15 protein-coding genes and 1 tRNA gene are annotated in these 12411 nt (G+C 71.4%); 7 read left to right on the top strand and 9 right to left on the bottom strand.

What is annotated here, in order from left to right; all coding sequences use genetic code 11:
- Positions 1-2: 2 nt before the first annotated feature.
- Positions 3-1154 carry an SLC13 family permease gene (locus ACH0A8_RS03465; RefSeq protein ID WP_066654936.1) on the bottom strand — a complete coding sequence of 384 codons (1152 nt, stop codon included), beginning with the start codon at positions 1152-1154 and terminating at the stop codon, positions 3-5.
- Between the two features lie 93 nt (positions 1155-1247).
- Between ACH0A8_RS03465 and ACH0A8_RS03460 the strand changes: the two genes are divergently transcribed.
- Positions 1248-1439, top strand: a complete 192-nt coding sequence (locus ACH0A8_RS03460; protein ID WP_058728987.1) for a hypothetical protein — start codon at positions 1248-1250, stop codon at positions 1437-1439.
- A 142-nt stretch (positions 1440-1581) separates the two neighbouring features.
- On the opposite strand, the gene ACH0A8_RS03455 is transcribed toward ACH0A8_RS03460, so the two are convergent.
- Positions 1582-2760 carry a mechanosensitive ion channel family protein gene (locus ACH0A8_RS03455; RefSeq protein WP_066654941.1) on the bottom strand — a complete coding sequence of 393 codons (1179 nt, stop codon included), beginning with the start codon at positions 2758-2760 and terminating at the stop codon, positions 1582-1584.
- Between the two features lie 115 nt (positions 2761-2875).
- On the opposite strand from ACH0A8_RS03455, the gene ACH0A8_RS03450 reads away from it, so the two are divergent.
- Positions 2876-4423, top strand: a complete 1548-nt coding sequence (locus tag ACH0A8_RS03450; RefSeq protein WP_066654943.1) for an amino acid permease — start codon at positions 2876-2878, stop codon at positions 4421-4423.
- Positions 4424-4469: 46 nt separating this feature from the next.
- Positions 4470-4775 (top strand): hypothetical protein, encoded by a 306-nt coding sequence (locus ACH0A8_RS03445; RefSeq protein WP_406906505.1) that lies wholly within the window; start codon positions 4470-4472, stop codon positions 4773-4775.
- Positions 4776-5106: 331 nt separating this feature from the next.
- Here ACH0A8_RS03445 and ACH0A8_RS03440 read toward each other — a convergent pair whose 3' ends face one another.
- The 4 genes from ACH0A8_RS03440 to ACH0A8_RS03425 all read right to left on the bottom strand — a co-directional run bounded on the left by ACH0A8_RS03440 (position 5107) and on the right by ACH0A8_RS03425 (position 7377).
- The gene (locus tag ACH0A8_RS03440) at positions 5107-5319 is read right to left on the bottom strand and encodes an SCO4848 family membrane protein (protein ID WP_066654946.1); all 213 of its coding nucleotides are present in this window, start codon (positions 5317-5319) and stop codon (positions 5107-5109) included.
- Between the two features lie 212 nt (positions 5320-5531).
- Positions 5532-6482, bottom strand: a complete 951-nt coding sequence (locus ACH0A8_RS03435; RefSeq protein WP_066654950.1) for a hypothetical protein — start codon at positions 6480-6482, stop codon at positions 5532-5534.
- Positions 6479-6940, bottom strand: a complete 462-nt coding sequence (locus ACH0A8_RS03430) for an ImmA/IrrE family metallo-endopeptidase (protein WP_066654952.1) — start codon at positions 6938-6940, stop codon at positions 6479-6481. Before ACH0A8_RS03430 ends, ACH0A8_RS03435 begins: the two co-directional genes overlap by 4 nt.
- Positions 6937-7377, bottom strand: coding sequence for a hypothetical protein (locus ACH0A8_RS03425; protein ID WP_066654954.1), 441 nt, complete (start codon positions 7375-7377; stop codon positions 6937-6939). The genes ACH0A8_RS03430 and ACH0A8_RS03425 overlap by 4 nt, the downstream gene beginning before the upstream one ends.
- Positions 7378-7460: 83 nt before the next feature.
- On the opposite strand from ACH0A8_RS03425, the gene ACH0A8_RS03420 reads away from it, so the two are divergent.
- Positions 7461-8111, top strand: coding sequence for an IMPACT family protein (locus tag ACH0A8_RS03420; RefSeq protein ID WP_406906502.1), 651 nt, complete (start codon positions 7461-7463; stop codon positions 8109-8111).
- Positions 8112-8267: 156 nt separating this feature from the next.
- Here the strand turns inward: ACH0A8_RS03420 and ACH0A8_RS03415 are convergent.
- Positions 8268-8340: transfer RNA gene (locus tag ACH0A8_RS03415), tRNA-Lys, on the bottom strand.
- A gap of 113 nt (positions 8341-8453) precedes the next feature.
- Here ACH0A8_RS03415 and bcp point away from each other — a divergent pair.
- Positions 8454-8924, top strand: coding sequence for a thioredoxin-dependent thiol peroxidase (gene bcp / locus ACH0A8_RS03410; RefSeq protein WP_251155574.1), 471 nt, complete (start codon positions 8454-8456; stop codon positions 8922-8924).
- Positions 8925-9034: 110 nt separating this feature from the next.
- Here the strand turns inward: bcp and ACH0A8_RS03405 are convergent, their stop codons facing one another.
- Positions 9035-9466, bottom strand: a complete 432-nt coding sequence (locus ACH0A8_RS03405) for a hypothetical protein (RefSeq protein ID WP_066654959.1) — start codon at positions 9464-9466, stop codon at positions 9035-9037.
- Between the two features lie 258 nt (positions 9467-9724).
- Between ACH0A8_RS03405 and ACH0A8_RS03400 the strand changes: the two genes are divergently transcribed.
- Positions 9725-9973 (top strand): WhiB family transcriptional regulator, encoded by a 249-nt coding sequence (locus tag ACH0A8_RS03400; protein ID WP_022904217.1) that lies wholly within the window; start codon positions 9725-9727, stop codon positions 9971-9973.
- 246 nt (positions 9974-10219) lie between these two features.
- On the opposite strand, the gene ACH0A8_RS03395 is transcribed toward ACH0A8_RS03400, so the two are convergent.
- Positions 10220-11725, bottom strand: a complete 1506-nt coding sequence (locus ACH0A8_RS03395) for a sensor histidine kinase (protein ID WP_209685230.1) — start codon at positions 11723-11725, stop codon at positions 10220-10222.
- 182 nt (positions 11726-11907) lie between these two features.
- On the opposite strand from ACH0A8_RS03395, the gene ACH0A8_RS03390 reads away from it, so the two are divergent.
- Entirely contained in the window at positions 11908-12372 is a 465-nt protein-coding gene (locus tag ACH0A8_RS03390) for an Rv3235 family protein (protein ID WP_406906499.1), read from the top strand.
- The last annotated feature ends 39 nt before the right edge of the window (positions 12373-12411 follow it).

The following is a 12411-nucleotide window of genomic DNA, read 5'->3' as shown; positions in this document are numbered from 1 at the left end:
CCTCAGAGCTGCAGCGCGAGCACACCGGCGACGACGGTGAGCGGCGCGACAACGCACCCCAGCGCCATGTAGCGTCCCCACGACAGGTGCACGCCCTCGGCCGACAGCCGTGCGTGCCACAGCAGCGTCGCGAGCGAGGCCCACGGCGTGATGAGGCACCCCGCGTTCACGCCGACCAGGAGCGCCGCGTAGCGCAGCGCCTCGTGTCCGGCGGCCGGCTCGAGCACCAGGTACGCGGGCAGGTTGTCGATGGCGTTCGCCGCGACCCCGCCGGCACCGCCGAGCAGCAGGAGCGACCCGGTGTCGGTGCCGCCGGACAGCGCCTGCACGATCGGGTCGGTGAGCCCCGTGGCGTGCAGGGTCTCGACGACGACGAACAGCCCGGCCGCGAAGACGAGCGTCGCCCAGGGGACGCGGGACGGCCGGAGCTCGGACGGTGCGCGGAACGCGGCGACGACGACGAGCAGCGCCGCCGCGACGAGCGCCGCGACCCAGACCGTCACGCCGGCGGTCAGCGCGACCACGAGCAGGACGAGCACCACCGAGGCCGCCCAGAAGAACAGCGGGTCGCGCGGCCGTCGCACGTCGACCGGCGTGTACCGGCCGAAGAGCTTCCCGCGGAACACCACGAGGAGCACCGCGCACGGCACGACGACCCCGGCGAGCGCCGCCCACACCATGAGGCCGGCGAACGGGATCGGGCCGTCGAGGCCGATCCCGTCGACGGCGAGCAGGTTCGTCAGGTTCGACACCGGCAGCAGGAGCGACGCCGTGTTGGCGAGCCACACGGTCGTGAGCGCGAAGGGCATCGGCGGCAGCCCGACGCGACGCGCGAGCGTGATGACGATCGGGGTGAGGAGCACCGCCGTGGTGTCGATGCTCAGGAAGACCGTGCAGACCACCGCGAGCACGACGACGGCCGCCCAGAGGCCGATCGTGCGCCCGCCGCCGACCCGGGCCGCCAGGTCGGCGAGCCGGTCGAAGACACCGGCGTCGGCCGCGAGCTCCGACACGATCGTCAGCCCGAGCACGAACGCGAGCACCGGGACGACCCGGTCGGCCAGCGCGCCGAGGTCCGAGAGGGGCAGCAGCCCGAGCGCGACGCAGACGGCGCCCACGACGAGCAGCACTCCCCCGATGACGGCCTGGCGCACGGTGTCTCCTCGCTCTGCGGACCGGCAGGGCGACCGGCGGCGCTCCAATGTAGCGGCCGGTAGCGTGGCGGGGACGACCAGGAGGAGGAACCCGTGCGGAAGTTCATGTTCAGCGGTGCGGTGTGGAGTTCGATCATCAGCGGCTACAGCGTCGTGCAGACCACCCGGCAGGGGCCGCGCGACTGGCGCCTGGCCCTCACGTGGATCGCGTGGCTCGCGACGACGATCGTCGCGCTCGGCACGGTCGTCGAGGACGACCGAGCCGTCAAGGCGCGCCAGCGCTAGGACGCACGTCGTGGTCACGACGGTGACCGGACGACGGACGGGAGGCGCGGTACCCACCGGTACCGCGCCTCCCGTCCGTCGTCCCGTGGCGTCGCGACCTGCGGGCGCCCGTGCGGTCGGCGCAGGCTGTCAGCGCGTGCGGTCAGCGCTCGGGCGGGACCTCGTCCGGGCGGATGTCGGACGTCTGGATCGGACCGGTGAACAGCGCGGTGCGCTCGTCGCCCTCGCGGAAGAGCGCAGCGTCCTGCTCCTCGGTGCGGGCGCGGCGCTCGCCGACGCGCTCGGTGCCCTGCGTGACCTGCACCCGCTGACGGGGCAGGGCGTCGGGGTGCTCGCGCTGCACCCACTCGACCATCTCCTCGCGGACGTAGCAGCGCAGGTCGAACAGGCCGCCGGCGTCCGGAGCGGACACCAGGATGCGGACCCGCACGAGCCCGCTCACCGCGTCGGTGACCTGGAGCACCTTGGTCCGACCGTCCCAGATCGTCGAGGTCGACAGGATGCGGTCGAGCTCCCCGCGCATCTCGGTCGGACTGATCCGCCAGTCGAGGTCGAACTCGACCGCGCCCAGCAGCTCGCTGCCGGTGCGGGTCCAGTTCTCGAACGGCGTGGACGTGAAGTAGGTCGACGGGAGCACGAACCGGCGGTCGTCCCACAGGTGCACGACGACGTAGGTCAGGGTGATCTCCTCGATGCGCCCCCACTGCTGCTCGACCACGACGACGTCGTCGACGCGGATCGACCCGGAGAACGCGAGCTGCATGCCGGCGAACACGTTGCCGAGGGTGGACTGCGCCGCGAGACCCGCGACGACGGAGATGAGTCCGGCCGAGGCCAGGACGCTCGCGCCCGCGGCCTCGACCCCGGGGAAGGTCAGCAGGATCGCGCCGACCGCGATGATGACGAGCACGGCGACCGTGAGTCGGCGGATGATGAGGACCTGGGTGCGGATGCGCCGTGCCACCCGGTTGTCGGGGACGTCGACGCGGTAGCGGTGCAGGCCGAGGTCCTCGAGGAAGATGGCGATCTGGCACGCCAGCCAGCAGCCGACGGCGATGGTGGCGATGAGGAAGGCGTGCGAGACCTCGTCGCGCCACGGGTAGGTGTCCTCGTCGTGCGGGATGCTCGTCGTGAAGGCCGTCCAGAGCAGCGCGATGAGCAGGATCGACCGCGCGGGGTGCTTGGTGCGCCGGGACAGGACCGCGGCCCAGCGTTCCCGGCGGGCGATGGTCCGGAGCACGAGGTGCAGGACGAGCGCTGCGGCGGCCGTCACGAGCAGGGCGATCCCGATCGCGACGAGGAGTCGGAGGAGGGTGTCCATCCGTCCATGCTGTCGGACCGGCGTCGGTGGGCGTTCAGCGTCGGCACACCTGTGGTGTCGTTCAGGGTGGGCTCCCGTTCCACCCCGGGCCGTCCACGCATGTAGGTTGGCGCGCATGACAGCGCAGAACGACACGGGTGTTGCGAAGCCCGCGAACGACTTCTCGCACGAGCAGGAGGGCTACCAGCACGGTCTGAAGCCCCGGCAACTGCAGATGATCGCGATCGGTGGGGCCATCGGCACCGGGCTCTTCCTCGGCGCGGGTGGACGCCTGAACACCGCCGGCCCCGCGCTGGCGGTCACCTACCTGATCGCCGGCGTCTTCGCGTTCTTCATCCTGCGCGCGCTGGGCGAGCTCGTCCTGCACCGCCCGTCCTCCGGGTCGTTCATCTCCTACGCCCGCGAGTTCTACGGCGAGAAGTTCGCCTACGCAGCCGGGTGGATGTACTTCCTGAACTGGGCGATGACCTCGATCGTGGACACGACCGCCGTCGCGCTGTACCTCCACTACTGGAGTGCGTTCACCGCGGCACCGCAGTGGCTCCTCGCGCTCATCGCCCTCGTCGTCGTGCTCGCCGCCAACATGGTCGCCGTCAAGGTGTTCGGCGAGCTCGAGTTCTGGTTCGCGCTCATCAAGGTCGCCGCACTCGTCGCGTTCCTCGTGATCGCCCTCGTCTGGCTGATCTTCGCCTTCCCGGTGGAGACCGGCGGCGAGGCGGTCCGCACGGGCTTCTCGATCTGGGCCGACAACGGCGGACTCATCCCGAACGGTGTGCTGCCGGCGGTGCTCGTCGTCCAGGGCGTCGTGTTCGCCTACGCCGCCATCGAGCTCGTCGGCACCGCGTCCGGCGAGACCCAGGACACCGAGAAGGTCATCCCCCGCGCCATCAACTCCGTCGTCTTCCGCATCGCGGTCTTCTACGTCGGGTCGGTCGTCCTGCTCTCCCTCCTCCTGCCGTACACGTCGTACAAGGACGGGCAGAGCCCCTTCGTGACGTTCTTCTCGTCGCTCGGCAACCCGCAGGTCGGCGTCGTCGCCGGGTCGATCATGAACTTCGTGGTGCTCACCGCAGCGCTCTCGTCGCTGAACGCGGGGCTGTACTCCACCGGCCGCGCGCTGCACTCGATGGGCATGAACGGCTCCGCGCCGAAGTGGACCACGAAGATGTCGAAGGGCGGTGTGCCGTACGCCGGCATCCTGCTCACCGCGGCGTTCACCGTCGCGGGCGTCGCCCTCAACTACTTCGTGCCGGCGCAGGCGTTCGAGATCGCGCTGAACGTCGCGAGCCTCGGCATCATCACCGCGTGGGGCACGATCATCCTCTGCCAGATGAAGCTGCGGCAGTGGGCGAAGCAGGGGCTCGCGAAGGAGCCGTCGTTCAAGCTGCCCGGCGCCCCGGTCACCTCGTGGTTGACGCTCGCGTTCCTGGCGTCGGTGGTCGTGCTCATGGCGATCGACTACCCCGTCGGCACGTACACGATCGCCTCGCTCGTGGTCATCATCCCGCTGCTGATCGTCGGCTGGTTCCTGCAGCGCGACCGCATCCTCCGCATCGCCGCGCTCCGCGAGGGTGTGACCGGGCCGTTCCCGATCGGTGTCCGCGACCCCGCCAACCAGGTCCGCCGCGACGGACAGGACGGGTCGGGCAGCTCCCGCGGCTGATCGCGCCTCCCGGACAGGGTCCGGTGCGCGCCGGTACGATCGGCGCGTGCCGGACCCTTCTGTCTCCCCCACGCTCGACCTCCAGCTCACCTGGCGCGGCACCTTCGGGCGGATCCGGGTCTACGACGACACCGTCCGCGCGGAGACGAGCTTCGAGCGCGACGCACTGACGCAGGTGCCGACTGACCAGGTCACCGGGTGGCGCATCGAGCCGTGCGACTTCGACGCGGTGTGCGTGGAGTTCGTGTGCGAGGACGAGACGTTCCGCGTGCTGCTCGACACCGGCGACGAGCGGGTGGCGCGGCTCGGGCTCGAGCGGACGCTCGGGGCGCCGCTGCCGCCGGCTTCCTGAGCCGTCCGGGTCGCTCGCCGCGCGCGAGACGCCGGCGTCGGCGCGAGACGCCGGCATCAGTGCGAGACGCTTGCATCAGTTCGAGACGCCTGCGTTCGTGCGAGACACCGCAGGCGCCGCGAGACGCCGCCGGATACAGCGGCGTCTCGCCGGCACGGCGGCGTCTCGCCGGCACGGCGGCGTCTCGCCGGGACGGCGGCGTCTCGCCGGCACAGCGGCGGCTCGGCGGGACGGCGGCGGCTCACGAGCGCATGGTGACCACGGACGGACGGGAGGCGCGGTACCAGCCGGCACCGCGCCTCCCGTCCGTCAGGTGGCCACTCGGACCGCGTCAGACCAGCAGCAGGATCCCCGCGACCACGGCGGCGAGGGCGATCGCGAAGGCGATGAGCAGCAGCACCAGGTGCACCGTGTAGAACGTCGTCGGCTTGCCGGCCGCGTCGCGCGCCCGGCTGTCCTTCGCGACCCGCTGGAAGAAGCGCGGCCAGGTCACGAGGTTGAACACGGCGGCGAGGAACAGGACGATGGCGGCGAAGACGGTCACCCGACGAGTCTAGACAGCGACGCGATCCCGGCTCGTGACCGGAGCGTGAGCCCGGGGGTGCTCGGCCGCCCCCAACGCGGCCGAGACCTCCCCGGCGTGCCGACGACGAGGGACCCCGCCGTGTAGCACGTGCTACAGACCCTACACGGAAGCACGCGGCAACGTCGAGCGCTGCTCGGGAACGTGATCCGACCGATGCAGACGAGCAGGACTCAGACGGAGTCGCGAGCAGGCGCGAGCGCTTCGTCGAGCGCGGACTCCGCCTCGGCGAGCACGATGCGCTCGTCGGCGTCCAGCGGTCGGCGCGAGCGGCGGGCACCGTCGTTGATCTCCACGATGGTCCGGCTGAGCCGCGTCGCGGTGTCCTCGGTCGCCGGGTAGGCGTTGTCGGTACCGATGCGGGCGTGCAGCGGCTCGAGGGCGGCCAGGGCGGCGTCCAGGCGGCGCGCACGGCGTCGACGGGAGAGCTGGTGGCCGATGACCAGCAGCAGCATCCCCGAGGCCATGCAGAGCACCGCGCCGGGCGTCGTGACGTCGTACGGCGGGGTGAGCGCGCGGGTGACGTCGAGGCGACCGACCACGTGTGCGACGTCCATCACGGCGACGACGACCATCCGCACGACACCGAGGACCCCGCCGAGCACGATCACCCACAGCCCGACGAGGTCCGCCGCCGTCCGGGCCTCCCGCAGGCGCATGATGCAGATCACACCGGTGGCGCCGACCGCGGTGCCGAGGTAGGTCGTCTGCGCGATCGAGTAGACGGCCGCGGCGGGCTGGTGCCCCGCGACGAGCATGAACGTCGTCGTGGTCGGCGGCTGGTCGAGCGCGAGGAACGCCGCCACGACCACCACCACGACGACCACGAACGCGACGATGATGGCGGTCCGCAGCCACCGCCACGCTGCGCCGACGGCCTTCGCGACGCCCCAGAGGAGCGTGCTCGTCCCGGCGATCATCAGGCAGTCGCTGACGACCGTGACGACGTTGCGGCCACCGACGAGCGGGTCGAGCCAGCGGTACAGCGGATCGACGTTCGTGACGATCGTCGCGGTGAACAGCAGGAACGTCACCGCGAGCGTCCGGTCCTGCCCCCGCTGCAGTCGGAACAGCACCACCGTCCCGACGACGAGGACCACCGCCATCGTGACGGAGACGATCACCCGAAGACCCCGCGGAAGGCGCTCGGACGACCTCGGTTCGACCGGATGAGGGCGGCGAGGCGGTCGGCGAAGAGCTCGGCCTCGTGCTCGTAGGTGTTCGAGAACAGCCCGCGCGCGAGTGCTCGCTCCACCTTGTACTCGGGGACGTCCGGGATCACGTCGCGCACGTAGGCCGACTGTGCCGCGTGCTCCGAGTGCCGGTGCAGCACGTGCCCGAGCTCGTGGCCGATGACGAACGACCGGAACGTCGCCGAGTTCGTCGGGGAGATCATCACGAGGTGCTGGTGCTCGAGCGTCGCCACGAACCCGCAGACCGGCTCGGCGCTGAGGAACGACTCCTCGCGCACGACGACCGGCTTGCCGACGTGGTCGGCGGCAGCGGCGACGGCCTGGTCGATGTCCGACCAGCCCTCGGCTGCCCCGCGGGCCCAGAAGGCCTCGACCGAGGGGTCCGTCACGCCACACCCCCTCGTGCCGACTCCTCCTCGAGCACCTGGGCGATGCGCCGCAGGGCCTCGGGTGAGAGCTCCCCCGGGAACGTCCGCGCGGCGAAGCCGCTCACCCGTGCCGACCGCAGCGCACGGACGAGCGCGATCTGGGCGCCGATCCGTTCGGGCACCGCACTGTCCTCGAGCAGGAAGCGTTCGTCGACCTCGAAGAACCCGGCGAGCAGGCGCAGGAGGTCGGTGTCCCGGTTGCGTCGGCCGTCGCCGGAGAGCATGTACGTCCACTTGGCGCGGGAGAGCGAACCGCCCTGCGCCGCGACGTACTCCTCGATCGCCGCGAAGGGCACGGGAGCGCCGCGCTGCGACTCCTCGAAGTCGAGCAACAGGTTGAGTCGACGAGCGAGCTCGGCAGCGTCGAGCGCGCCGCCCCTGGGATCCACGGTCGTCATGTCGATCGGACCCCTCCCCAGTCGTCGGCTGTGCACGCCATGGTAGCGCGGGCCGCCGACGGCGCGCGGCTACCCTCGAGCACGTGCCCCGCCACTTCCCGTCGACCATCGCCGGCACCGTCGAGCACGAGATCGTCGTCACGAGGTCGCGGTTCGTCACCACGGTCGTCCCCGTCAGCGGGGTCGAGGACGCGGAGCGCGCCGTCGCCGAGGTCCGCCGCCGGTACTGCGACGCCCGGCACAACTGCTCCGCGATGGTCACGGGGGTGCTCGGCGACCAGGCACGGTCCTCCGACGACGGGGAGCCGTCCGGGACCGCCGGGGTCCCCATGCTCGAGGTCCTGCGTCGCCGCGACCTGACCGACGTGGTCGCCGTCGTGACCCGGTACTTCGGTGGGGTGAAGCTCGGTGCGGGCGGACTCGTCCGCGCGTACTCGACCTCGGTGTCCGAGACGCTGGACCGCGCCACGACGCTGCAGCGCGTCGAGCTGACCCGCGTCGACGTCACCGCGCCCCACGCGGACGCCGGCCGCATCGACAACGTGCTGCGGCAGTGGGTGCAGCAGCACGGAGCGACCTTCGACCCACCGACCTACGGCAGCACCGTCGGGTTCACGCTCTGGGTCCCCGAGGACGCGCTCGACGTCCTGGGCGCCGAGCTCGCGGCGGCGACGGGCGGTGCCCTCGCACCCCTCGTCGGCGGGACGCGCGTGGTCGACCTCCCGACCACCTGAGGCCGCCCCGGGGCGGACTCGAGAGCACGTCCGAGATCCTGGTCGCGGATCTGCGCCCCGACTGCAGTCCGCGCGTGTCGCCCTCCGGGGCCGCCGACCGGACCGTCCCGGGGAACGAAGAAGGCCCGGTCGGAGTGATCCGACCGGGCCTTGCGGTGCGCCCCCTCGGACTTGAACCGAGAACCCACTGATTAAGAGTCAGTTGCTCTGCCAATTGAGCTAGAGGCGCATGGTGTTCAGTTGTCTGTCGCTCTCGCACTTCCGTGCTGCAACGGGAAACAACATTAGCATGACTTTCGCGTGCCCACGACCACTCGGGCGCCGCGACCGAACAGGAGCACCATGACCGACCGTCTCGCAGCCGGCGACACCGCCCCCGACTTCACCCTCCCGGACCAGGACGGCGCGCAGCACAGCCTCGCGGACCTGCGGGGTCGCAAGGTGATCGTGTACTTCTACCCGGCGGCGTCGACCCCCGGGTGCACGACCGAGGCCTGCGACTTCCGCGACAACATGTCGTCGCTCCAGGCAGCCGGCTACGAGGTCCTGGGCATCTCGAAGGACGAGCCCGCGAAGCTCAAGACCTTCCAGCACGAGCAGGCGCTGACCTTCCCGCTCCTCAGCGACCCGGACCTGGCGGTGCACCGGGCGTACGCCGCGTGGGGCGAGAAGAACAACTACGGGAAGATCGTCACCGGCACGATCCGGTCGACGATCGTCGTCGGCGAGGACGGCGTCGTGCAGCTGCCGCTCTACAACGTGAAGGCGACCGGGCACGTGGCGAGCCTGCGGAAGAAGCTCGGCCTGGTCTGAGACCCGGCGGCGTCACGGACGGGAGGCGCGCTGCCAGCTGGCAGCGCGCCTCCCGTGCGTCGGCACGTCCCGTTGAGCGGGGCGCGCTCTCGTCCGTCCCGGGGTCGCGGCTACTCGTCGCGAGCGTCGCGTGGGACGAGCCACCCCGTCACGGCACGCGAGAGCACCAGGGTGAGCCCGAGCAGCGCGGGGATCAGGAGGGCCCAGCCGACCCAGGCGACCCGGAACACGCCCTGGAACGCACCGATGGCCAGGGCGCCCTGCATCACCTGCCACACGAGGATGCCGGCGCGGACCCACGCCCGACGGTTGCGCAGCCCGACGACCAGCGAGACCAGCCACAGCGCGGCGACCGCGCAGAGCAGGGTGAGCGCGACGGCCGAGGCGATGCTCGACGACGGGGCGACGATCGACTCCACGAGCAGCACGACGGTCGTGACGACGAGCGCGAGGGCCTCGAGCCCCACCACGACGAGCAGGGTCGTGACGGCCGGCGGGCGGCCCGGGACGTGGTCCGGAGCGGTCGGGGTGGTGTCGGGCACAGCAAGCCTCCAGCATCGGGACCCTTGATTTGGTCATCCCAGTATGGAACGATATTCGAGGTCGTTTGGACGGCACGATGTGGTGTGCGTCTCCCGCGGTTCGACGCTTCTCCCCCGAGCGTCCAGCGGGCGTCAGACTCGCTCCCAGCGGAAGCCTCCCCCACAGGTTCCCCTCGTGCCCTGTGCATGCCAGCGTTCCGATCCCCGAGCCGCGGCCCCGGCCTGCCGTTCGAGCATCGACATCAAGGAGCACCACACATGGACTGGCGTGACCAGGCAGCCTGCCTCACCGCGGACCCCGAGCTCTTCTTCCCCGTTGGGAACACCGGACCGGCCGTCGACCAGATCGAGAAGGCGAAGTCGGTGTGCGCGCGGTGCACCGTGACCGAGATGTGCCTGCAGTACGCCCTCGAGAACAACCAGGACTCCGGTGTCTGGGGCGGCCTGAGCGAGGACGAGCGTCGTGCGCTGAAGCGCCGCGCTGCCCGCGCCCGCCGCGCCTCCTGACGCAGCGCTCCTGACACCACGACGCCCGTCGCTCCCCCGGGAGCGACGGGCGTCGTCGTGCGCGCGGGCGTCGCAGGCGTGCGGTGCCGCCCGGGGTCGCCCGCAGGACGACCGCCGTCGCCCGCCGTTGCCGTGGGACGGCCGCACAACCGGAAGCACCTCGCACCACGGATACCCGCGGCGCGAGGTGCTTCCGGTTGTGCACGGGCAACGGACGCCACACGAACACGCCCGCGACGCGTCGGCCTAGGCGGCGCCGGCGGCCGTCAGCCAGCGGAACGGGATCGTGATCGTGACCTCGGTCCCGCTGCCGGTGAGCGTGTGCCAGTCGATCGTGCCGCCGAGCTCGCCCTGGATGAGCGTGCGGACGATCTGCGTGCCGAGACCCGAGCCGACCTTGCCCTCGGGCAGGCCCACACCGTTGTCACGGACCTCGATGTCGAGGTGGTCGTCGGCGCGGTTCGCGACGATCTCGACCTCGCCGTCGCGCCCGTCGAGCCCGTGCTCCACGGCGTTCGTGACGAGCTCGGTGAGCCCGAGCGCGAGAGGCGTCGCGGCCTCGGAGGGCAGCACGCCGAACTCGCCGGTCTTCTTCGGGCGGACGGTGGTGTTGTGCGACGCGGCGACCTCGGTCACGAGCTTGAGCACCGAGTCGAACACCTCGTCGAAGTCGACGTTCTGGCTGAGACCGGTCGACAGGGTGTCGTGCACGACGGCGATCGCGGCGACACGGCGCATCGCGTTCTGCAGTGACGTGCGGGCCTCGTCGGAGTGGGTCCGTCGGGCCTGGATCCGCAGCAGCGACGCGACCGTCTGCAGGTTGTTCTTCACCCGGTGGTGGATCTCACGGATCGTCGCGTCCTTGGTGATGAGCTCACGCTCCTGGTGCCGCAGCTCGGTGACGTCGCGGCAGAGCACGATGGCGCCGATGCGCTCCCCGTGGTCACGCAGCGGGATCGACCGGAGTGACACCGTCACGCCCTTCGCCTCGACGTCGGCGCGCCACGGCGCACGACCGGTCACGACGAGCGGGAGGGACTCGTCCACGTCGAGCTTCGAGCCGATGAGCTCGGTGGTCACCTCGGCGAGGGACTTCCGCTCGAGCTCCCCCTCGAAGCCCATGCGGTTGAACGCGCTCAGGCCGTTCGGGCTCGCGAAGGTCACGGTGCCGTTCGTGTCGAGGCGGAGCAGACCGTCGCTCGCGCGGGGCGCACCACGGCGCGGACCAGCCGGCGCCCCGAGGTCCGGGAAGTCACCGGTCGCGATCATGCCGAACAGGTCGTTCGCGCTCGCGGTGAAGTTCAGCTCCTGGCGGCTCGGCGTCCGCATCTCGTCCTGGTTCGAGTGCCGGGTGACCACCGCGATCGGACGGTCGGTCGTCTCGGTGCTGTTCGTCGTCAGCCGGCGGAGCACGGGGATCGCACGCACCCGGGTCGGCGTGTCCTCGTACCAGTCCGGCTCGGCCGAGTCGACGACCGTGGCACTCGCGAAGCACTGGGTGACCTGGTCGCGCCACTCCTCACGCATCTCCTGCCCGACGATGTCGCGGTAGAACAGGGTCGCCGCCGAGCTCGGACGCGCGTGCGCCACGGCCATGAACGAGCCGTCCACGGCCGTCGGCACCCACAGCACCATGTCCGCGAAGGAGAGGTCGGCGAGGAGCTGCCAGTCCCCCACGAGCAGGTGGAGCCACTCCACGTCCGCTTCCGAGGACCGGCCTTGCGCGAGGACGAGATCACTGAGGGTCGACACCCGGCAAGTCTAGGTGCGCCCGTCTGTGGAGAACGACGCCCCTCCACAAGCACGATGACGTCGGTATTTCACATGCGCCATTCGTCCGTACGCTCGGGACCGGAGGGGACATGGCGGCAGGAGAAGCGCGTCCGATCACGGCGGACGACCAGAGCGGACCGGTACCGCGGACGCTCGCCCCGGTGACCGGGACGACACCGAGGAGCGAGTCCGAGCACCGGGAGCTCGTGGCGGCGGGCAGGGACCACCCCGACGTCGCGGACGGCGCCGAGACCGGGACGTCGTCCGGGACCACGACCACGACGGCGACACCGGACGTCGCCGACACGGCGCGGGCACTCGGGCTGTGCGTCGTCGAGGTCCTGACCGGTGGGCGCGAGGTCGACAGCATCGCGCGCTGGATCACCGAGGACGTGCAGCGGCACCTGCTGCAGCGTGCCGCCCTCGGCGCTCGAGCGCGGTCGATCGGGAGACGGTCCCGCGCCCGCCCGATCCTCCAGGTCGGGAGCGTCCGGGTCTGCGAGCCGGCGCCCGGCGTCGCGGAGGCAGCCGTGGTGGTGCACACGCGCAGCCACGCGCGTGCCGTCGCGCTCCGGCTCGAGCTGCGGCAGGGGCGCTGGCGAGCGACCGCGATCGGGGTGCTCTGATCCCGCGCCGGGGACACGACGGACGGGAGGCGCGGTGCC

Origin of the sequence: Curtobacterium sp. 179-B 9B NHS, from assembly GCF_045370965.1 — a bacterium.
In the GTDB taxonomy this organism is placed as follows: Bacteria; Actinomycetota; Actinomycetes; order Actinomycetales; family Microbacteriaceae; genus Curtobacterium.
Note: the sequence above shows the minus strand (reverse complement) of the source record. Positions and strands in the feature narration are given on the sequence as shown.